This window comes from Rhizobium sp. 01T417, from assembly GCF_056398905.1.
The window spans coordinates 1-21,533 of the sequence record NZ_JBFTQH010000034.1; the positions used below are offsets into that span (position 1 = coordinate 1).

Genomic DNA, 21,533 nt, shown 5'->3' on the forward strand with positions numbered 1-21,533 from the left:
TCTTGTTCATCGGGCCCGCAGTTTCGATCCACGCTTCCTCCCCACGGTCGGTCGCCCTTCCGCAGTTGCGCTTCTCTTCGTTCGCCGTGACCAGCTTACGGTGGGACTTCCACCCACAAGAATGCGCCCATGCTGGGCGCACAAACAAAACGCCCACGACGAGCGCGGGCGTTCCAGTTTGTGTGTATCAATCAATCAGGCGGCGCGACGGCTGTAGGATGATGCGCCGTGGGATGCTGCCTGCAGGTTGAACTGGGCAAGGAGTTGCATCAGCTTTGCTGCTTCCTGCGCCAGCCCATGGCTCGCTGCCGTCTGCTCCTCGACCATTGCGGCGTTCTGCTGCGTGCCCTGGTCCATCGTGTTGACGGCCGTATTGATCTCGGCAAGCCCCGTCGACTGCTCACGGGTTGCCGTGACGATTGCGTCGACGTGACGGCTGATCTCCTGAACCTGACCGACGATTGCTTCCAACGCCTTGCCGGTGTCGCCGACGAGCGTGACGCCCGAGCGAACCTGTGAGTTCGAGGCGGTGATCAGGCTTTCGATTTCCTTCGCGGCATGGGCAGAACGCTGTGCCAGCTCGCGCACTTCCTGGGCGACGACAGCAAAGCCCTTGCCGGCTTCGCCTGCGCGTGCCGCCTCGACACCGGCATTCAGCGCCAGCAGGTTGGTCTGGAAGGCAATGTCGTCGATGACACTGATGATATTGGCAATCTTCTGCGACGACTGCTCGATCTCGGTCATTGCCGAGACCGCCTTGCGGACGATGTTGCCGGACTCTTCGGCGCCGTTGCGGGTTCGAGTGACCAGCGTGCCGGCTTCCTCGGCACGGCGCGCTGTGTCCTTGACGGTCGTCGTAATCTCTTCGAGCGCGGCTGCCGTTTCTTCGATGGAGGCAGCCTGCTGTTCAGTGCGGCGGGCAAGCCCGTCCGCGGCGGTGCGGATTTCTCCGGCGCCCGCGTCGATCGCATGAGCGTTGTCACCGACCTCCTGAAGAACAGCCCGCAACTTGGCCACGGAGGAATTGAAATCACTGCGCAGCCGGTCGAGGTGGTCGGCAAAAGGCGTCTCGATCGTCCGCGTGAGATCGCCTTCCGAGAGAGCGCCCAGCGCTTCGGCAAGCGCATCGACGGCATGTTGGATCTCGCTGGCTTCACGTGCCTTCGAGGCTTCGTTACGGGAACGCTCCTGCTGAGCCTGCTCGCGGGTGTGCTCGGCGCTCCGTTCGAGGTCGAGGCGTGCGAAAGAGTTGTCGCGGAAGATCGCTACGGCAGCCGCCATGTCGCCGATCTCATCCTTGCGCCCGGCGTAAGGGATGGCCGCGTCGAGATCCCCGTCCGCCAGACGGGCCATGCGGGTGGCGATCGTCGAGATCGACTGAGAAATGCGCGTCCAGGCAAGGAAGGCCGCAGCAACGGCGACGGCAAGCGCGACGACGAGGCCACCGACGATGGACGAGATGCCTGCGTTATAGTTACCGGTCGCGGCAGCGAGAGCGGCATCGGTCGACTGCCGATCCTTTGCCAACATTCCGTCGACGAGCGTCTGAATGTTGTTGGCGGACATGGAAAGTTCGCCGCGATAGAGGCTGTTGGCCTGGCTGCGCTTGTTGTCGAGCGCCAGCGCAATGATCTTGTCGGCAAGCGCAGCGTCGTTGGTGAGCGCCTTCTGCAGCCGGCCGAAATTCTGGCTCATGTAATCGCTCTTCGGCTGCTTGTCGAAGGCGCCAATGGCAGTGGCAAGGCGCTGGCGGCGGGCCTTGAGTGTCGTCTCCGCGTTGCGGAAGTCCGTCTTACCTGTTGCAAGGAGGTAGTCGGCGTAGCTGCGACGAACGTCGTTCAGCGTCGTGACGATCGCGTGGAGCCGTTCGGTGTTCGGAATGTTCTGCGCCCCGATCTGCCGGGTGTTGGCCTCCAGATTGATCAACGAGAAGGCCGCGATCGCACCCTGCACCAGGGCAATGACGACAAGGGACAGAAAAAGAAGCGGAAGAAGCGTCTTGATCTTCAATTTGGACATAGAGCGGCCTCAGTGCGGCTGAACGATGTGCTTCAGTCAATCTCCTGTTGATCGCCTGGGGGAACACTCGTTTTAATGGTGTGGGGAGAACGGTACGGACAGCGTCCATCCTGCATCATGCATTGCACGCCACTAAAGCCCAAGATCCGTAAGATTTGATTAAAAGTACTATTTTTTAATCACCGCTGGTCGCGCCCTCCAACGAGAACGCCCGCGACGAGCGCGAGCGTCCGGTCTTCGCAGGATTACATCAGGCCGCGCGACGGCTGACCGCAGCGTGGGATGCTGCTTGCAGGTTGAACTGGCTCAGCAACTGCATCAGCTTTGCCGCCTCCTGCGCCAGCCCATGGCTCGCTGCCGTCTGCTCCTCGACCATGGCGGCATTCTGCTGCGTGCCCTGGTCCATCGTGTTTACAGCAGTGTTAATCTCGGCAAGCCCCGTCGACTGTTCGCGGGTCGCCGTGACGATCGCATCGACATGACGGCTGATCTCCTGAACCTGACCGACAATCGCGTCCAACGCCTTGCCGGTGTCGCCGACGAGCGTGACGCCCGAGCGAACCTGACTATTCGAAGCAGTGATCAGGCTTTCGATTTCCTTCGCAGCCTGGGCCGAGCGCTGCGCCAGTTCACGCACTTCCTGGGCGACGACCGCAAAGCCCTTGCCGGCTTCGCCGGCGCGTGCCGCCTCGACGCCGGCATTCAGCGCCAGCAGGTTGGTCTGGAAGGCGATGTCGTCGATCACCCCGATGATGTTGGCGATCCTCTGCGAGGACTGCTCGATCTCGGTCATTGCCGAAACCGCCTTGCGCACGATGTTGCCGGACTCTTCGGCGCCGTTGCGGGTGCGCGAGACGAGATTGCCGGCCTCCTCAGCGCGACGTGCCGTGTCCTTGACCGTCGTGGTGATCTCCTCGAGCGCTGCAGCCGTTTCCTCGACCGAGGCTGCCTGCTGCTCGGTGCGGCGGGCAAGGCCGTCTGCGGCCGTGCGGATTTCGCTCGCACCGCCATCAATGGCGTGCGCGTTGTTGCCCACGGCATGCAGAGCACCGTGGAGCTTGGTGACGGCGTTGTTGAAGTCATTACGTAGGCGGTCGAGATGCGGGGCAAACGGCGCGTCGATGCGATGCGCAAGGTTGCCATCCGACAGCGCGCCGAGGGCACTGGCAAGCGCATCGACGGCATGACGGATTTCGGTTGCCTCGCGGTTTTTCTGCTGCTCGCGCTCATGACGCTCACGCTCGGTAAGGGCACGGCCGATTTCGGCTTCACCCTCAAGGCGCTCTCGATCAACCGCGTTCTTCTTGAAGACAGCCACAGCCTCGGCCATCGAGCCGATCTGGTCGCGGCGCTGCTCGCCAGGAATGGAGACCGACAGATCGCCGGCGGCAAGCTTTTGCATCGCGGCGGTCATATCGGTGACGGGACGGATCACCAGGCCATGCAGCAGCCAGGCCATGGCGCAGATCATCAGGCCGACGGCGAGGATCGTGGCAATGGTTGCGGCAATGCGGAATTCGTTCAGCGAAGCGAAGGCGGCGTCGCTGTCCACGACGAAGCCGAGGTACCATTCGACCGACGGCAAACCTGCAACCGGCATGAAGCTGACGAGGACATCCTTGCCGGCAAACTCAGTCGGAACGAGCCCGGCCTTGATCGCCGGTGTCTCAGCCGGGAAAGCGTCGGCAAGCGTCTTTGTCACCAGCTTTGCATCCGGGTGGATCAGGATCTGCCCGCTCTTGTTGACGAGGAAGGCCGTGCCTTTGCCGCCGAGATCGATCTCCTTGATCATGTCGACCATGGTCTTCAGCGAGAAGTCGCTGCCGGTCACGCCGGCCAGCTTGCCGCCGTGGCTGACGGGAACGGCCGAGCTGATGATGAGATCGCCGCTCGACGCATCGACATAGGGCTCGGTCATGACGCTGGCGTTGGCCTTGACGGCATCCTGATACCAGGGGCGCTTGCGCGGATCATAGCCGTCCGGCATCGGCAGCTTCGGCCACATGGTGAAGACACCCTGCTCGTCGCCAAAATAGGTGCTGACGAACTGGCTGGTCAGAACATCGTTCTGGAGCACGGCTTCGACGCCCTTCTGATCGGCGGCGCGGCCGATGGCGTTCGCGACCATGGCGGTCAGCGTCACACGACCATTCATCCAGTTGGCCAGGCTGCTTGCAGCCTGCTCACCGGACGAGCTGATGTTGGCTTCGATCGCGGCAGTCGCGGTGCTCCGTTCGACGGAATTGATGTAGTAGGAAAAGGCGGCAAAGGCCACAAGAACAACGGCAGACGCGGCAACGAGGATGCGCGTCATCAAATTCGTCTTCTTTTTCAAGGATTTTCCTTTCGTGAGTGGTCCGCGCCGTACTTGACGAAGCGCGGGCTACTCGATGCGCAGGCTATGGGCAAAACGGGACAAAGCGCCTCATGCGCCCGGACGACTGCGCCATCAGCGCGCCGTCATACCCCTAATATTAGAGGGGTATTTAAAACTGGCTTAAAATTTGACGAAACTCGACTATTCCCACGTCAGCGGCGCATGAAGGCTTCGAAGGCGGCTTTCGCTTCGGCGCTGTGTAGGCGGTCGAAGAAGTGACGCGCCTCGTCATCGATGCGCGCAATGACTTCTTCCCGATCGCCCCGGATCAGGTTGCGCGCGATCTTCAGCGCTTCTGGCGGCTTGGCGGCAAGCTTGGCAGCGGTTGCGAGCGTTGTCCTTTCGACCTCATCGGGCGCACAGACTTTCCAGACAAGTCCCGCCTCCCGTGCTTCCTCGCCGGAGAAGCCCTCACCGAGAGCCAACATCGCAAAGGCGCGCTGGTGTCCCATGATCCGCGGCGCAAGCAGGCTGGACGCCGCTTCCGGAACGAGGGCGAGGTCGACGAACGGCGTGCGGAACTGGCTGCGCGCTGAGGCGATTGTCAGGTCGCAATGCATGTGCATTGTGGTTCCGATCCCGATCGCCAGCCCGTCGACACCGGACACGATCGGCTTTTCGGAGCGAACCATGGCGTAGAGGAATTCGACGATCTCGCGAGGCATGGCACCGCCCATCGCCGCTGCGAGGAAATCTCCGAGGTCATTGCCCGCGGAAAAGCAACCTTCGGTGCCGAGAAAAGCCGTCGCCTTGATCGCCGCATCGCCATTGGCGGCAATCAACGCCTCCGCCATTTTCCGATACATGGCGCGGGTGATGGCATTCTTCTTTTCCGGCCTGTTGAAACGGATGATCTGGATGCCGGGGTGTGCCGCATCCTGCTCGACGATGACCTGCTCTGTCATGATGGTTCCTCAGGCGAGAACTATTTTGGCAGCCGCAAGGCTTGCGGCGCCGTTGATGACGCTGTCCTTCAGCGCCGTCACTTCCGAAAGAAGATTTTCCGCGGCAAAACGGCAGAGTGCGATGCGCCCTTCGGCACCTCCCGCCGGTGCCTGCGCGAGCCCGCCCTTGGCGAGATAGCAGCCGGTCAGGACAAGGCCGAAGAGCCGCTGATACGGTGTCGCGCCGGCCAGCGCCTCTGCCACCTTAGCATCGCGAACCTGCGCCAGCAGCCAGTCCGTCGCCTCGCCGAGGTCGGTTATTGCGGAATCGAGGCGATTTGAGGTCGCGCCGAAGCCGCCGAGGTTGGAATGGCGGACCTGGTCGGCGATCTGTTTCAGCTCGGCGATGAAACCGTGCACCTGGTCGCCGTCCGAAAGCGTCAATTTGCGGGTGACGAGATCGATCGCCTGGATACCGTTCGTGCCCTCATAGATCGGCGCAATGCGCGCATCACGCAGATAGCGCGCGGCTCCCGTCTCCTCGATGAAGCCCATGCCGCCATGCACCTGAATGCCTGATGAGGCGACGTCGACGCCGACATCGGTGGAAAAGGACTTGGCGATCGGCGTCAGCAGTGCTGCGCGCTCCTGCCAATGCTGCTTTCGATCCGCCGCGCGATGCGACATGTCGATGGCATGGGCACAGGTATAGGAAATTGCGCGGGCGCCTTGCGTCAACGCCTTCATCGTCAGGAGCGTGCGGGTAACATCCGGATGGTCGATGATCGGGCTCATGCCGCCACCCGCCCAGTTCGGCGCCTTGCCCTGAACCCGCTCTCTCGCATAGGCGACTGCCTTTTGCGTCGCCGCCTCGGCGATCGCGACGCCCTGCATGCCGACGGCAAGGCGGGCATTGTTCATCATCGTGAACATGCAGGCGAGGCCCTTGTTCTCCTCGCCGACCAGCCAGCCGATTGCCCCCTTCTCCTCGCCGAACTTGCCGTCGCCATAGATCATGGTGCAGGTCGGCGAGCCGTGGATACCGAGCTTGTGCTCCAGCGAGTGCGCGAAGAGATCGTTGCGGGCGCCAAGCGATCCGTCCGCATTGACGAGGAATTTCGGCACGAGGAACAGCGAGATGCCACGCGTTCCGGCCGGTGCGTCCGGGAGGCGAGCGAGGACCAGGTGAATGATGTTGTCGGCGGCGTCGTGTTCGCCCCAGGTGATGAAGATCTTCTGGCCGAAGATGCGGTAGGTGCCGTCGTCCCGGCGTTCGGCGCGGGTCTTGAGCACGCCGAGGTCGGAGCCGGCATGCGGCTCCGTCAGGTTCATCGTGCCGGTCCACTCACCCGAGACGAGCTTTGCGAGGTAGGTATTCTTGAGTTCGCCGGACGCATGGCTGTTGATCGCTTCGATCGCACCCATGGTCAGCGTCGGGCAGAGCGCGAACGCCATCGATCCGGAATTCCACATTTCCAGGGCGGCGACGTTCAGCATATGCGGCAGCGCCTGCCCACCGAAGTCTTCTGGTGCGGTCAGGCCATTCCAGCCGCCGGCGATCCAGTTCTTGTAGAGATCGCGCCAACCATCGGGCGTTACTACCCCGCCGTCGACGAGGCGCGAACCCTGACGGTCGCCAACCTCGGCGAGCGGCGCAACTTCATCCGTGGCGAATCGTCCCGCTTCATGAAGGATGGCGTCGACGAGATCATCACCAAGGTCACCGAGCAAACCAGCTTCGATTGCATCGCCCAGGCCGGCAACATGCTTCAGCGTAAACGCAATCTCTTCGACCGGCGCCTTGTACATCAGTGATCTCCTCGCATCGCTGGCCGCCGATTGAACAGCCCTCCAGCCTCTCCAAGGGCAGAGCTAATTGATTTTTACGTAAACGTCAATTTCAAACTTCCAGCGACAAGCTGCCACGGAGTTACACATGTCATGAATTATTACGCACTTGCACAAACAACCGTCATAGAGAATCTCTAAGGACACTCACCGCCATCGCAAGAGGACCGGCGCATCAATGGATACTTTGCCCGCCAACATCCACGGACTCGTGTGGGCCTACCGCTTTCCGCCGGAAGGCGGCAAGGCAATCCGTCTCCCAAACAGCGCGCCGCAGGCCGAGTTGACCGACGGCGGCGGCTTCTATTGGCTGCATCTCAATCTCGCCGATGCCAGGGTGCCCGGCCTGCTCGACAGTATCGTTGGCTTGAACGACGATGCCAAGGCAGCCTTGACCACCCGTGACACGCATGCCGCGATAACGGTCGACGAACAGCTGCTCTACGGCACGCTTGTTGATTGCCAGCGCGAATTCGATCGTGAAACCGCCGATCTTGGTTGGCTGCATTTTGCGATCTCCGACCGCTTTATCATTACCACGCGGCTGCAGCCGCTACGCAGCATCGAGCGCGCCCGCGCGCTAGTGGAGAAGAACCCGGCAAAATTCGAACGGCCCGTCGACCTGTTCGAGATCCTGGTGATCGAGTTCCAGCGGACACTGATCTCCATCGTCATGGAAATGACCGAGGAGCTCAACGTTATCGAGGATTTCGTCTACGACAACTCGCCACGCGACGAACGCCGGCGGCTGGCGCCGGTCCGACGTACGGTCGTCCGGCTGCACCGGCACCTGAGAACTGTGCTGGCCCTGATGCGTCGCGCTGCCGCCTCGCATGACGATGAAATGCCCTTCGGCTTCGATGATGTCGCGGGACGGCTGACGAGCCGCCTCGAAACCGTCGATCACGACATTTACGCGCTGCAGGACCGCGCGCGGCTGCTGCATGAAGAAATCGACTCGAAGGCGTCCTCGGAGACGAACCGGCACCTCTACATTCTGTCGATCATGACGGCCTTCCTGCTGCCGCCAACCCTGGTGACGGGCTTCTTCGGCATGAACACGGCCAATCTACCTTTTGCCGAAGGAAGCGGCGGCACGGAATATGCCGTGGCGATCATTATCGCCTCCATCGTGCTCGCATGGTGGCTGCTGAAGCGCGTCCGCATCCTCTGAACGCAAAAGGCCCGGCATTGCTGCCGAGCCCTGAAACCGAAAGCTTGCTTCACTCAGTAGTACGGCGAAACGCACTGCTGGCGCGGGCCGTTGTACGGCTGGAACGTGTTGTCGTAGACCCGATAGGAACGGTAACGCGCCTGGCACCAGGCCACGTGACCCGAGCCGAGCGAAGCAGCCGGCGGAGGAGCCACATAGGTCGGCTGCGATGCAATAGCACCACCAATTATCGCACCAGCGCCGAAGGCGGCCAGCGGGAACCAGTAGCCGTCATAGTAGCGGTAGCCACTGCGATAGTAGGGATAGCCGCGATAGCCACCGTACCAACCCGGGCGATAGGCTGGGCGATAAGCCGGGCGGTACCCCGGATAATAGCCAGGGAGATAGCCTGGATAGTAGCCCGGCCGGTATCCGGGACGAAAACCGGGGCGGCAATACGGGCCACGGCAATACTGGACGTTCTGGACGTCACCAGATTTTTCGACCTGCGGCAGAGCCGGCATCTGCGTCGCCTGCGAGGGCGCATAGCCACTTGCCAGCGTGACAAAGGAAACGGCGGCAATCGCTATCTTCTTAAAAAACCCAGTCATGGAAGCTCCATTTCCAGTTGGAATACGCGCGCACGAGAATGCCAAGGCACTGAAAACGTTCCAATGACCAGTTTTCATGCTGTCGGTGCGACTTTCTGTTTTTAAGCGATCGCGGATTAACTGGACATTAACCGCCTATCACCACGCTCATTCCATGAAGCAATCCTGGAGAAATCTTCTGCTTCGCTTGATGGTTCCGGCGCTTGTCGCGGGACCTCCGATTATGGCTGTGGCGGCTGACACCCTACCCTGGAACAACCCCAACAACGCGCTCGTCATCGACGCGTACGAACTCAATACGATCGATTGGGATTCCCTGCTTTCGGACAAGCGCATTGCCGCCTTCATTTCGAAAGCTTCCGACGGACTTCCAGAGAGCTTCTCCTGCACCGGCGATCATGCCGGGGACACGGTTGCGCATTGCAAGACCATGTGGCGCAAATATGCGGTGAGCCGCGAGCTCTTTCAGACGCGGCGATTGGTTGCCCGGGCGGCCGGCCTCCTCTGGGGCTCCTATCACCTCGCCCGTCCCGGCAACCCGGTCGACCAGGCCAACCATTTCCTCGAATACGCCGATCCCAAGGACGACGAGATGATGATCCTCGATCTCGAGGGCATCGATCCGCAGAAATTCATGTCGCTGGAGGACGCACAGATATTTGCAGGCCATATCAGGGCAAGGACCGGACGCTACCCGGTTCTCTATACCAATCACAACACCGCCCGATATATTGCCGCATATCGCAACGACTATCCGGTGCTGGCGCGGCTACCGATCTGGTATGCGCGATACAGGCCCGACGTGAAGGGCGTGTTCCCGATGGGAAACTGGGACAACTACCTGATGTGGCAGTTCTCGTCGGGACAGAACTGCAGCAAGCGCCGCTGCCCTTACCGCGTTCCAGGCACATTGACGGATATCGATGTCAACGTCGCGCCCATGAGCCGCGCCGAACTCGCAAAGGTGTGGGCGCGGGGCAACCTCTTGCCGGCGCGCGAACCGGACCCGCCGCTCATTCTTGCCAAGATCGAGATGGAGCCGCGCGGAATGCCTGCCCAAGGCCCGGCAACCGCACAGCTTCCGCCGGATCCTATCGTCACATCCTCGATACCGCAGAGCGACGTCGTGCGCGCGCGTCGAGACTTCTGAGAAACGTGCGCACAAAAAAGACCCCGTCTCGAAGAGACGAGGTCACTTGGGAGGGAGTCTTTTGGATTAGGCGACGACGGAGAGCTTCGCCTGATCGCCCTGCAGGCGGTTGACCATGAAGTTCGAGTACCATTCGAGGAACTGCATGACGCCGCCTTCATGCGCCATCGAATAAGGTCCAGGCTCGTAGGCCGGCGAGTGAATACCGAAGGCATTCTCTTCGACGATGCGACGGTCCTGATCGTTGGTTTCGGTCCACACATGCGTGAGCTCGGCCAGATCGTAGTCGACACCCTCGACGGCATCCTTGTGCACGAGCCACTTCGTCGTGACGGCCGTTTCATTGGCACTGAGCGGCAGCACGCGGAAAGAAATCGCATGGTCGCCGAGAATGTGGTTCCACGTCGTCGGGTAGTGGAACAGCAGCATCGTGCCGATGCGATCAAGCGTCACGTCGTCCGAAAGAGGCCTCTCGACGGCGCGCCTGCCGGACATGGTGTAGCTCTCTGCGTCCTCGATCAACGGCATGCGGGCGGTGCGGAACTGACCGTCGGGGGAAATCTGGAACTTGCTCGGCAAGCCAGCCGCCTCGCAGCGTGCCCAGTGACCCGCAATCTCGGGATCGTCGGCACCGCCGTCCGTGCCGGTGACGCTCGGCGCTTCCGGGTAGGTGCGGCAGAGTTCGGGGTGGTTGGCCGCGCAGTGATAGCATTCGCGGTTGTTTTCCCAGACGAGCTTCCAGTTGCCCTTCTCGATGATCGTGCTCTGGAAGGCGACCTTCGCCTCGCTCAAACGATGCGGCAGCATATAGGGCGCGACCATGTCGCGGATCGGCTGGAAATCCGGTGCATTCTGCGCGAGACAGATGAAGATGTAGCCGCCGAAGCTCTCGCAATGGACCGGCTTCAGGCCGTAACCGCTCTTGTCGAAATCATCGCCCATGTGGCGGGCAAAGGCGAGCTTGCCATCGAGGTCGTAGGTCCACTGATGATAGGGGCAGACGAGGCGAACCGAGGAGCCGTGCTCCTTGGTGCAGACGCGCGAGCCGCGATGGCGACAGCTGTTGTGGAAGGCGCGAATGACGTTGTCACGGCCACGGACGATGACAACGGGATAGTCGCCGATCTGGACCGTGAAATAAGCGCCCGGCTTCGGCAGCTCGCAATCATGGCCCATGAACAACCAGTCGCGATAATAGATCATCTCCATATCGAGCTTGAAATAATCCTCGTCGACATAGAAGGGCCGCTCGAGACTGAAGCCTTCCCTGCGGGTCTTGAGTTGCCGCAATACGTTGCTGCGAATATCCATCTGCATATCCTCGTATAATGGGCCGCCGCTTGATCGAAGGCGAGAGCCGCCGGAAGCTTCGCTCCCTCTCCGTCAGGAGACTTTCTTGATAGACATTTAAACACCGCTGGCGCGCGGCGTTTGGTTGTAAAGCGACATCGGCTTCGAAAATGACGACAGGCGGCAAAGGAGTGCGGAATCGAACGCGGTTCCAGCCTAAAAATGCTTCATTCTCGGCCAGCAAGGCCAATTACGACATTGCCGCAACCCAATTCACACTTGGGCTCTCGGCACAACCTTGCCACAGCTATCGTATTTGCGACATGGCGGCGGTGGCCAATATCCACCAACCCGCGCATGACGGCCGAATTTAATCTGCCATTAAGCATGATTGCCTATCCTTTCCACATCAATCATCCATGTGGATATCTCTCATGGCGAAGCTTCGCTATTTCGACGCCACTAACAGCAATTCCCGCAACGCGGTACCGGTCACCTCGCATTCTGAATTTCTGCGCACCGGAAAGATCACGCGCACCCGGGCCCACTGGCTCGCCGAGGAGCGGCGCTACCTCACACATGACGAAGTCGCAGAGAAGACGGGCCGCAAGCTGGAGACAGCCGGCGCCAAGACGCATCGACATATCAACGGATTTCACCGTTCGATCCAGCTTCCGAAGCTGCTCTTCCACCGCACGCTGCAGGACAGCCCGCATTTAGGCTATTGCCACGTGACTGCGTCGCGGACGAAATTCGCCCGCTTCGAAGAAGTCAGCTGGGCGTTCTACATCGCGAATTTCTACGCCGACATCGGCGACAACGACAATTTCTTCCACAAGATCGATCTGAAGTATTCGCGCATGTATTTCGCGGTGGCGATCAAGCCCGGCGAACATACGCCGGAGAAGATGACGATCGACCGCTCGGTCAGGGGCAACGGGGTGCTTTTCCGCACCGACGATCCGCAAATCGCCATCAAGAACGTATTGCTGCTCGGCGCGCGCAACGAGCAGCTGCGCGAGATCATTCGCCAGCTCTGATCGCGATCATTCGCCAGCTCTGATCGGCATCATCGGCCCGCTTCGATATTGATCCGATCGCCGGGAAGGCATAAGGACTGCCGGACAGCAATCCGGACAGCGCATGGCACGATCGATCGACATCACGAAGGACAGGCAGCAGGCTATCGAAGCCGGTTGCGCAGTGCTTGGCGAGGGCTTCCCGATCGCGATCCCGACGGAGACCGTCTATGGGCTCGCTGCCGATGCGACCAATCCGGTCGCAATTGCCCACATCTACGAGACCAAGGGCCGCCCCCGCTTCAACCCGCTTATCTGCCACATGGCCGACCTTGCCATGGCTGAGAAGCACGCGGAGTTCGACCCCGTTTCACGCGCGCTGGCCGAAGCATTCTGGCCGGGGCCCCTCACGCTCGTCCTGCCGTTGAAGCCAGAGAGTGCCATTCATTCGCTGGCGACCGCAGGGCTTGATACCGTTGGCATCCGCGTGCCGAAGGGTTTCGCGGGAGAGCTGATCCGCGCCTTTGGGCGGCCGCTCGCCGCGCCCAGCGCCAACACGTCAGGCAAGATCAGCGCGACGAGCGCTGCCCATGTCGACGCCGACCTCGGCGAGCGCATCAGACTGATCCTCGATGCCGGTGCAAGCACCGTTGGCGTCGAGTCCACGATCGTCAAGGTCGAGGATGGCAAGCTCAGGCTCTTGCGGCCGGGCGGGCTGCCTGCCTCGGAGATCGAGCGCGTGGCCGGTCAAAAGCTGGTGCGAGCCCGGAAGGCGTCCGCGGCCATCGAGGCTCCGGGGATGCTGGCATCCCACTACGCGCCCGGCGCAACCGTCCGGCTGGACGCAACGCATGTCGATTCCCACGAGGCGCTGATTGCCTTCGGCAAGACGGCCGTTGCCGGTGCCGATGACGCCAGGATCGTCCTCAATCTCAGCCGGGACGGCGATCTCGCGGAAGCCGCGGCGAACCTCTTCGACTATATGAAGAAAGCCGACGCCAGCGGCGCGCAGACGATCGCCTTTGCAGCCATTCCCGACGAGGGTCTCGGCGAGGCAATCAACGATCGGCTCCGCCGCGCAGCCGCGCCACGTGAGTAAGCAAGAAGGATCATGTTTCGATGAGCAGCGTTTCCCCCGAACTTCTCGACCGTTTCGCCGCCATCATCGGTGAGAAGCATGCGCTTAAGAGCGAAGCCGATCTCGCGCCGCATCTGATTGAAAACCGTGGCCTTTACCACGGCTCGTCCCCTCTTCTCCTGAAGCCCGGTTCGGTCGAAGAAGTGTCGTCGATCCTGAAGCTCGCAACCGAGACCGGAACCGCGGTCGTGCCGCAAACGGGCAACACGGGTCTCGTCGGTGGCCAGACGCCGCGCGAAGGCAAGTCCGACATCATCATCTCGCTCGAACGCATGAACAAGGTTCGTGATGTCGATCCCGTCGCCAATGTCCTCGTCGCCGATGGCGGGGCGATCCTCGCGGACGTGCAGAAGGCGGCAGAGGCATACGGCAGGCTGTTTCCTCTCTCGCTTGGCTCCGAAGGTTCGTGCCGCATCGGCGGCAATCTGTCGACGAATGCCGGTGGCACGGCGGTGCTTGCCTATGGGAACATGCGCCAGCTCTGCCTCGGCCTCGAGGTCGTGCTGCCGACCGGCGAAATCTGGAACGGCCTGCGCCGCCTGAAGAAGGATAACACCGGCTACGACCTTCGCGACCTCTTCATCGGCGCGGAAGGCACGCTCGGCATCATCACCGGCGCCGTGCTCAAGCTCTTTCCGCAGCCTCTCGGAAAGCAGGTCGCTTTTGCCGGCCTTAACTCGGTCGAGGATGCCCTTGCCTTTTTCAACCTTGCGTCCAGCCTTTGCGGCACCTCGCTTACCGGCTTCGAACTGATGCCGCGCTTCGGCGTCGAGATTACCGCACGCAACATCGAGGGGGTACGCGATCCACTGGAATCGGCGCATCCCTGGTATGTCCTTGTCGATATTTCCACGTCCGATTCAGCCGAAACCGCCGAGCGCATGATGACGGCGCTGCTTGAGCAGGGCTTCGAGGCGGGGTTGGTTCAAGACGCAACAATCGCCACTTCGGTCGCGCAACAGCAGGCGCTCTGGCACATGCGCGAGAGCATGTCGGACGCGCAAAAACCAGAAGGCGGATCGATCAAGCACGACGTTTCCGTGCCGGTTTCGGCAATCCCGGTCTTCATGCACGAGGCCAGCGATGCAGTCATGGCGGCCATGCCCGGCGCTCGCATCTGCGCCTTCGGCCATATGGGCGACGGCAATATTCATTACAACATTTCCCAGCCTGTTGGCGCCGACAAACAGGCCTTCCTGGCGCGTTGGCGTGAACTGAACCACATCGTCCATGGCTTCGTGCTGGCGCACGGAGGATCGATTTCCGCCGAGCACGGGATCGGTCAGCTGAAGCGCGACGAACTGGCCTCGATCCGCCCGTCGATTGAAATGGAGCTGATGCGCAGGATCAAGCACGCCTTCGACCCGGCCGGCATCATGAACCCCGGCAAGGTCGTCAACGTCGACTAAGGGGCGACGATTTAAAGAAGGCTGGTGCTGGTCGTGCCGCCATTGGTCAGGATGGTGAGCGCCGGGGATGTGCCAGAGTTGTTCTGCAGATCATACATTGCCGTAAAGCGCTTCATGAGCTTGTCGACCTTCTTGGAATCCTGGAGATCCTCGAGATTGACGAACTTCCCAAGCATGGAAACCTGTTTTTCGACATCCATGTTCGAGACACTGGTCGGCAGGCTGAAGGTGGTTGTAATCACCTGGAACAACGCCTTGTCGCCTAGAATCGTGTAGAGCGATGTGATGTCGGGTGCGCTGCGCGCGAAATACAGCGCGAGGCGTACGCCGTCGTTCGTTTCACCTTCCTGCGATTCCAGCGTCTGCTGAACGTACTTTTGCTCCGTCCGGTCTTCGGCGCCAACATTCTGGACTGTCCCGATCTTGGCCCGCGTCAGGTTACCGTCGGTATCGAAGTTGAAGTCCGAGACAATCTCCTTGAACTTCGACTCAGCCTTCGTGTTGAGGTAGCTCTTGGGATCGGACGGATCGGAGGTAAAGATCTTGCGCAGCGTCTCCTCGTCGTATTTCTTCGGGTCGAGGCCGTTTGCCGTCAAGACCAGGCTGGTCAACTTGTCGTTTGACAGGAAGTCGTCGAGAGACTTCACCTCCGCCATGCCTTTGGCGAATGCATCGACCGCTTTCGTCGCATCCTTGGAAGCCTTGTCCCTAAGCGGGCCGTCGCTCATGCCCATCAGCATGCGCGACTTATAGTTCGTCGCATATTTCGCCATCACGGCGGACGGCAGCGGCTGTATCTCCGCGGATATCTTGCCGTCAGCTCCAAAATTGAAGGCGCGGACCAGATTGGTGATCCGCTCGTCTTTTAACGAGGCGACGTAGCCGTCGAGATCGTAGGGGTCACTCTTCAGCAGCTTGCGGAACATGGAACGAGACACGTCCTGTTCCGTCAGTCCGTAGGCGCGAAGCGCCATATCGTAAAGTTCAGGTAGGTCGTCGTTCTTCTTGTCAAAGTCTGCGGCGGCGTTCGAGCGCAGCAGGTCGTCAACCTTCTTGATCTTATCGTCGGCCATTCGCGTCTTGTAGTTTGCCACGGCCTCGTCGATCGCCTCGTTCTGCGCGTCCGCATATCGCACGCCGTAGAACGTCGTCGTATCCATCAACTGAGCACTCGATTGCGGGCCGGATGCAGCGGCGGCCGAACCATCGGCCGCGAAGCTGAACGCGGCATTGAGCGCGCTGAGCCCCTGGCTAGCGGCGAAGCTGGCATCAGTCAGGATGCTTTTGATGTCTGCGTCGCTGACGCTCGTGGGGACGCCATAGGCCGACCGCAGAGTGTTCATCATTTGCCCGTCAGCGATCAGGTCATCGACATTGGAGATCGTCGGGATCACAGTCTGGAAGTAATCGAGATTGGCGCGGACCTGCGAACTCGTGGCCCGTGCCTGCGCGATTGTTTGCGCCCCGGCGCCAGTGGCAACGCTGCCGTCGGCCTGGAAGTTGAAGGCCGAGTGGACGTCGTCGTAACCCAGCAAGCTGGCGTAGCTCGCATCCGTCAAGACGCTGCGAAGGTCGGCATCGCTGACGCTCTGGGGAAGCGAATAGGCATCCCTGATGTACTGGGGCAGCTTGGTATCAGCGATCAGGTCATCGACATTGGTGATGCTGACGATCTTTGATTGATAATAGCCCGTGGTGTTTGCGGCCTGGTCGGACATCGCTTTCATCTGATCCGACGTCTGTGCCGCATAGGACGCCGCAGCGGAATTGATGGTACCGTCCGCGTTGAAATTGAAGCTCTGATTGACGTTGCTGAAATCCAGCAAGCTTGCATAGCTCGCATCGGTAAGAACCAACCGGAGTGCCGCGTTGCTGAAATCGTCGCCCATGCTGAAGGCCGTTTTGATATAGGACGTCAGCCGCTTGTCGGCGATGATGTCGTCGACATTGGTGACGGTCCCGATCTTGGACAGATAGTAGGCTTTGTTGTAGTCGGCAGCCGCCGAGGTCGTGATCGATGGGACAGTCAGATTGTACTGCTCCATGACGGCGTCTTTCTGGGTGGCCGTCTGCGCTGTGCCGTTAACGGTGCCATCTGCATTGAAGCTGAATTGTGCGGCAAGCGCCTTATACTTGTCGTTGCCGTTGAGATTGACAAAGCTATTGGGATCGTTGACGTCGCTCGTCAAAACCTGCGCCAGGAAATCCTTGGAAACATAAGTGGGATCGATGCCGTAGGCCTTGAGAACATAGGTGCGCACGCGGCTGTCGCCGACGAGATCGGAAACGTTCTGAACCGCGTCTATCGCGTTGCTGTAGTATTTCGTTTCGGCCGCGGCATTCTTGCCTTCGTCCGCGAAGGATTGCGTGTAGAGACCGATCAGGTCGTCTTCCTGCGCGTCGCTCTGGGCGTCCGCCGCGTGCGTGTGGAAATTGAACGCAGCAGCGAATTCCTTGTAGCGCGAATCGGAAAGCTTGTTGGCGAAGCTATTGGCGTCCGTCAGATCGCTTTCCAGCACCTTTTTCATGAAGGCCTTGGCGTAAGTCATGTCTTCGAGGCCATAGGCCTTCATCGCATAGCTGTAGAGCCGATAGTCGCCGAGGAAATCGTCGACGTCTTTGACGTTGTTGATGTTGTCCTTGTAATACTCGGCGTCGCGTTTGACCGTCGCCTGGGAGGCGACGCGATCCAGGCTCTGCTTCATGTTCCCGGACAACAAATTGTAGGCCATCGAAGCCGAGATCATAGTGCGTCCTTTTCCGGCAAAGTCTTCAAGCATGACAGATTGGTTCTGCGCCATTTTGCGATAAAAAGCTTACCCGAGACTTACCCATCCTGCGTTGCAATATGGCACAGCCGGCGTTCACCCTCCGGAAACCTTGCCGGCTTCGGTTTTGATAACCATCCAGGGAGGCAAAGTTTTCTTAACCGCGATTTTTAAGCTGTCTCGAACAGGCGGCGCCTATTGTCAGGCCATAGAGGGCGAAAAGCCCCGAGGAGAAGACCGCATATCGGCTCTCAGGTAAGACAAGGGTAGAATGAACATGAACAACACCGTTATGAAGCCCGTATGGGCTGGAACGACGCTGCGTCTCGATCCGTCTCGCTTTCCCCAGCAGGTCAGCTACGCCATCCATGACTCCTCAAGTGACGTGAACATAACGATCGACGAACGTGGCGCCATCCTGCGCAAGGTTCTCTCCTCCAGCGGCCTGCCGCTTTCGATCGCGCTGCCCAAGCGCGCCTTCAAGGGCGTTGCGGCCCGGGCCATCGACCATGGCAACGGCGAAGTCACTGTTACGCTGGAGCTTCACCACGAGGACCCCGAGCTCTGCATACCGCTGCTGGTCGCCCACGACCTCGCAGATATCGCAGCCGACTGGCGAAGCTGGTCCGAGGCCTTCCGCATTCCGATGCTGATGGTCGAGGCCGACGGCGTTGCCCGCCCGCTGGAAGAGCATCTTGGCGACCTGCGCACCAGCGCATTGAAGCCGCGCCGCCGGCATTCCTACTTCGCAAACCGGCGTCCGCGCTTCCTCGTGCGCCGAACGACGGGCAAGCTCGGCGTCGCCATGAAGATCGAAGGCAAGGAAATCATCGCCCGCAACTAAGCGGTGCGTCATTTCAGACCATCAATGCCCGGCCATTGTGCCGGGCATTTTCGTTTCCGCCTCAGGGCAGGACGAAGAGAAGCGACAGGAAGAGGCCGAGAAAGATGATCAGGCCGACGCGATTGTTCGACTTGAACAGCGCAAGGCACTGGTCGGCATCGTCGATATTGAGCGTCACGATCTGCCAGGCGAACATGCCGGCCGCGATGAGCAGGCCGAGATAGCCGAACGGGCCGACGCCTGCGGACAGGAAGGCGCAGAAGGCAAGCACGAGCGTCAGGCCATAGAGGCCGACCAGCCACTGTTTCGTCTTGTCGCCGAACAGCCGCGCGGTCGAGCGGACACCGATCAGCTCGTCGTCCTCTTTGTCCTGGTGGGCATAGATCGTGTCGTAACCGATCGTCCAGACCACCGAGGCGACGTAGAGGAGGATTGGCGCCAGTGAAAGGTCGCCGAAGATTGCCGCCCAGCCCATCAAAGCACCCCAGGAAAAGGCAAGGCCAAGGAAGAACTGTGGCCAGTCTGTAAAGCGCTTGGCAAAAGGATAAAGCGCCACGATAGCGAGCGAGAGGACGCCGAGAATGACGGCAAACCAGTTCAGCTGCAGCACGACCAGCAGCCCGACCAGCGCCTGCAGGACGATGAACGCCTTGGCCTGCGTGCGTGTCACCCGACCCGATGGCAGCGGCCGCGAGCGGGTGCGCGCCACTTCCATGTCGATCTTGTGGTCGACGAGATCGTTGTATGTGCACCCAGCCCCGCGCATCGCGACAGAGCCGATGAAATAGAGCACGAGATAGAAAATCAGCTGGCCGCCGGAAAACTGGCCAATATGAGCCGCCGCATTCGCTGCCATGGCAGCCGACCAGAAGCAGGGCCACATCAGCAATTGCCAGCCGATCGGCCGATCCCAGCGCGCAAGCTGCGCGTAGGGCCAGAGCCAGGGAGGCAGGACCCGGTAAACCCAGTTGTTCGAAGGCGCATCCGCAACGCGCCCGTTTATTCCGCCGATCTGTTGCATGACGCCATCTAGCGAGCCGTCGAGGCGCGGGTCAAGGTCAATTCACGGCCGCCGGGGCGACCTTTCAGCGCTGGTTCCACCGCCTGATCACCGGCTCCGTCAGGTCGTGCTCGTAGCCGAGAACGCTGATGCTTGCCGTGTCGAGGATGAAGCGCGCGCCATCGGTCGGCGGCAATCCGAGCCAGCGCGCGCCAAGGACGCGCAGGAAGTGCGAGCTGGAAAAGATCAGGATCGGGGCATTGGCCAGCCGCAACTCCGATATGATCCGATCTGCTCGCCCGCCGACATCGCCCGCCGCCTCGCCCTTGGGGCAGCCGTCGCGAAACAGCTGCCAACCGGGTCGACTCGCGTGGATTTCCTTGGTGGTGATACCCTCGTAGGCGCCGTAGTCCCATTCCGCCAAGTCATCCTTGACGATCGCGCCGGCGCCAAAGCCCGAGAGTTCGCAGGTGTCGCGCGCGCGCTGCGACGGGCTCGACCACACGGCCGCAAAACCTCTACCCGCAAGGCGCGAACCGACGTCACGTGCTGCGGCCTCGCCTTTTGCCGTGAGCGGAATGTCACTGCGACCGGTGTGCCGCCCAGACAAACTCCACTCGGTTTCGCCGTGACGCACGAGATGGATTTCCGGAAGGGTGCTTGCCATTGTCATCAAGCTCCGAATTTAAAGACGGCGCGGCCTTTGCCGCGCCTTTTGATCTGGATCAGAGAATGACTTTTTCGAGCGGCGTGCGCGTCGCCTCGAACTCTTTCAGCTTCGCCTCGTTCTCGGCAATGTAGTCGCGGTTATCGGGGGTGGAATACTGGTTCTTGGAAATCTGGATCTGCATGATGAAAAGTTCGTCCCAGCGGAAGCCCATTTCCGACCCCGCAAGGTAGAATTCCCACATGCGGAAGAACTGCTCGTCATAAAGCGCAACCGCCTCGGCCCTGCGCGCCACGAAGCGTTCACGCCAGTGACGCAGTGTGTAGGCATAGTGCAGCGGCAGAACTTCGACATCGCGGACGAGCAGTCCCGCCTTTTCGATAAAAGGTATGGTCTCACCGATCGATGGGATATAGCCCTGCGGGAAAATGTACTTCTCGATGAAGGCATTGGTCGCAAAGCTTGGCTTCGGACGTGCGATCGAGTGCAACACCATGACGCCGTCATCGTCTAGGAATTCATGCACTTTCTTGAAGAACTTGCCGAAATTGCCGATGCCGACATGCTCGAACATGCCGACCGATACGATGCGGTCAAATTTCCTGCCCGTCATCGTGCGGTAGTCCTGCAGTTCGAAGCGCGCGCGATCGCCAAGACCACGCTTCTGAGCTCGCTCCCGCGAGATCTTCAGCTGCTCCTTGCTGAGCGTGATGCCGGTGAGCTCCAGTCCCGGCGTGGATTCCACCAGGTACATGCCCATGCCGCCCCAGCCGGAGCCGATCTCCAGGACACGCTGGTTCGGTTCGAGCAGAAGCTTCGCGGCAATGTGCCGCTTCTTGGCGACCTGCGCCTCCTCCAGGCTGATGCCGGGTGGGTTGTAGTAGGCGCAGGAGTATTGCCAATCCTCGTCCAGGAAGAGTTCAAAGAGCTTTTCGGACAGGTCGTAGTGGTGGGCAACGTTTCGCCTGTTGCGGTTGATCGGCATGCGGCTCTTCAGCTGCTGCAGGGCGATGCGTCCGATCAGGAGAGCCGCCATCGGGATATCGAAGATCTCGTTGGTGGTGTTCTTCTTCACCATCGCCAGGAAATCGTAGATGTTGCCCTGTTCGAGAATGAACCGGCCTTCCATGTACATTTCGCCTAGCTTTAGGGTGGGATCGCGGCGGATCAGCTGTTCCGCCTCTTCATCGGCAACGCGGGCGACAACGAGTTCGCCTGTGCCATCACCGACCGCATGCGTCTCGCCATTGGCGAGAGTGAGTCTCAGATTACCCTTACGGATGATTTTTTGGACAATCGATAAGAAAGCCGACGCCATAAGTAAGGCCTCGCAATGTGACAGGATGATCCGATCAA

16 protein-coding genes are annotated in these 21,533 nt (G+C 60.5%); 6 read left to right on the forward strand and 10 right to left on the reverse strand.

Annotated features, from left to right (window positions below; all coding sequences use genetic code 11):
* Window positions 1-195: 195 nt before the first annotated feature.
* From AC1DPR_RS24680 to AC1DPR_RS24695, 4 genes are all read right to left on the reverse strand, one after another.
* On the reverse strand, window positions 196-2,019 hold the full coding sequence (locus tag AC1DPR_RS24680) for a HAMP domain-containing methyl-accepting chemotaxis protein (RefSeq protein ID WP_113472047.1): 1,824 nt from the start codon (window positions 2,017-2,019) through the stop codon (window positions 196-198).
* 250 nt (window positions 2,020-2,269) lie between these two features.
* Entirely contained in the window at window positions 2,270-4,354 is a 2,085-nt protein-coding gene (gene mcpU, locus AC1DPR_RS24685; RefSeq protein ID WP_113472046.1) for a methyl-accepting chemotaxis protein McpU, read from the reverse strand.
* Between the two features lie 194 nt (window positions 4,355-4,548).
* Window positions 4,549-5,301: a crotonase/enoyl-CoA hydratase family protein gene (locus tag AC1DPR_RS24690; RefSeq protein WP_113160806.1), complete on the reverse strand. Its 753-nt coding sequence runs from the start codon at window positions 5,299-5,301 to the stop codon at window positions 4,549-4,551.
* Window positions 5,302-5,310: 9 nt separating this feature from the next.
* Entirely contained in the window at window positions 5,311-7,089 is a 1,779-nt protein-coding gene (locus AC1DPR_RS24695) for an acyl-CoA dehydrogenase family protein (protein ID WP_113472045.1), read from the reverse strand.
* Window positions 7,090-7,306: 217 nt separating this feature from the next.
* Between AC1DPR_RS24695 and AC1DPR_RS24700 the strand changes: the two genes are divergently transcribed.
* Window positions 7,307-8,302, forward strand: a complete 996-nt coding sequence (locus AC1DPR_RS24700) for a transporter (RefSeq protein WP_018859355.1) — start codon at window positions 7,307-7,309, stop codon at window positions 8,300-8,302.
* A gap of 53 nt (window positions 8,303-8,355) precedes the next feature.
* On the opposite strand, the gene AC1DPR_RS24705 is transcribed toward AC1DPR_RS24700, so the two are convergent.
* On the reverse strand, window positions 8,356-8,892 hold the full coding sequence (locus AC1DPR_RS24705; protein ID WP_477817351.1) for a BA14K family protein: 537 nt from the start codon (window positions 8,890-8,892) through the stop codon (window positions 8,356-8,358).
* A 190-nt stretch (window positions 8,893-9,082) separates the two neighbouring features.
* On the opposite strand from AC1DPR_RS24705, the gene AC1DPR_RS24710 reads away from it, so the two are divergent.
* A complete protein-coding gene (locus tag AC1DPR_RS24710; protein ID WP_113472044.1) occupies window positions 9,083-10,042 on the forward strand; it encodes a GH25 family lysozyme in 960 nt (319 codons plus the stop codon).
* Between the two features lie 66 nt (window positions 10,043-10,108).
* On the opposite strand, the gene AC1DPR_RS24715 is transcribed toward AC1DPR_RS24710, so the two are convergent.
* Window positions 10,109-11,353: an aromatic ring-hydroxylating oxygenase subunit alpha gene (locus tag AC1DPR_RS24715; protein WP_113472043.1), complete on the reverse strand. Its 1,245-nt coding sequence runs from the start codon at window positions 11,351-11,353 to the stop codon at window positions 10,109-10,111.
* 413 nt (window positions 11,354-11,766) lie between these two features.
* Here AC1DPR_RS24715 and AC1DPR_RS24720 point away from each other — a divergent pair, with 413 nt between their 5' ends.
* From AC1DPR_RS24720 to AC1DPR_RS24730, 3 genes are all read left to right on the forward strand, one after another.
* Window positions 11,767-12,372: a DUF6656 family protein gene (locus tag AC1DPR_RS24720; protein WP_113472042.1), complete on the forward strand. Its 606-nt coding sequence runs from the start codon at window positions 11,767-11,769 to the stop codon at window positions 12,370-12,372.
* Between the two features lie 103 nt (window positions 12,373-12,475).
* Complete coding sequence (locus AC1DPR_RS24725) at window positions 12,476-13,450, forward strand: L-threonylcarbamoyladenylate synthase (protein WP_113472041.1); 975 nt, start codon at window positions 12,476-12,478, stop codon at window positions 13,448-13,450.
* Window positions 13,451-13,470: 20 nt separating this feature from the next.
* Window positions 13,471-14,898 carry an FAD-binding oxidoreductase gene (locus tag AC1DPR_RS24730; RefSeq protein ID WP_113472040.1) on the forward strand — a complete coding sequence of 476 codons (1,428 nt, stop codon included), beginning with the start codon at window positions 13,471-13,473 and terminating at the stop codon, window positions 14,896-14,898.
* 11 nt (window positions 14,899-14,909) lie between these two features.
* Here the strand turns inward: AC1DPR_RS24730 and AC1DPR_RS24735 are convergent, their stop codons facing one another.
* Window positions 14,910-17,645: a DUF1217 domain-containing protein gene (locus tag AC1DPR_RS24735; protein ID WP_113472039.1), complete on the reverse strand. Its 2,736-nt coding sequence runs from the start codon at window positions 17,643-17,645 to the stop codon at window positions 14,910-14,912.
* Window positions 17,646-17,943: 298 nt separating this feature from the next.
* On the opposite strand from AC1DPR_RS24735, the gene AC1DPR_RS24740 reads away from it, so the two are divergent.
* Window positions 17,944-18,510 (forward strand): DUF6101 family protein, encoded by a 567-nt coding sequence (locus AC1DPR_RS24740; protein ID WP_025661901.1) that lies wholly within the window; start codon window positions 17,944-17,946, stop codon window positions 18,508-18,510.
* Between the two features lie 61 nt (window positions 18,511-18,571).
* On the opposite strand, the gene ubiA is transcribed toward AC1DPR_RS24740, so the two are convergent.
* The 3 genes from ubiA to AC1DPR_RS24755 all read right to left on the reverse strand — a co-directional run bounded on the left by ubiA (window position 18,572) and on the right by AC1DPR_RS24755 (window position 21,495).
* The gene (ubiA, locus tag AC1DPR_RS24745; RefSeq protein WP_113472038.1) at window positions 18,572-19,531 is read right to left on the reverse strand and encodes a 4-hydroxybenzoate octaprenyltransferase; all 960 of its coding nucleotides are present in this window, start codon (window positions 19,529-19,531) and stop codon (window positions 18,572-18,574) included.
* Between the two features lie 64 nt (window positions 19,532-19,595).
* Complete coding sequence (locus tag AC1DPR_RS24750) at window positions 19,596-20,177, reverse strand: histidine phosphatase family protein (protein ID WP_018859346.1); 582 nt, start codon at window positions 20,175-20,177, stop codon at window positions 19,596-19,598.
* A gap of 58 nt (window positions 20,178-20,235) precedes the next feature.
* On the reverse strand, window positions 20,236-21,495 hold the full coding sequence (locus AC1DPR_RS24755) for an SAM-dependent methyltransferase (protein ID WP_018859345.1): 1,260 nt from the start codon (window positions 21,493-21,495) through the stop codon (window positions 20,236-20,238).
* Window positions 21,496-21,533 lie beyond the last annotated feature (38 nt).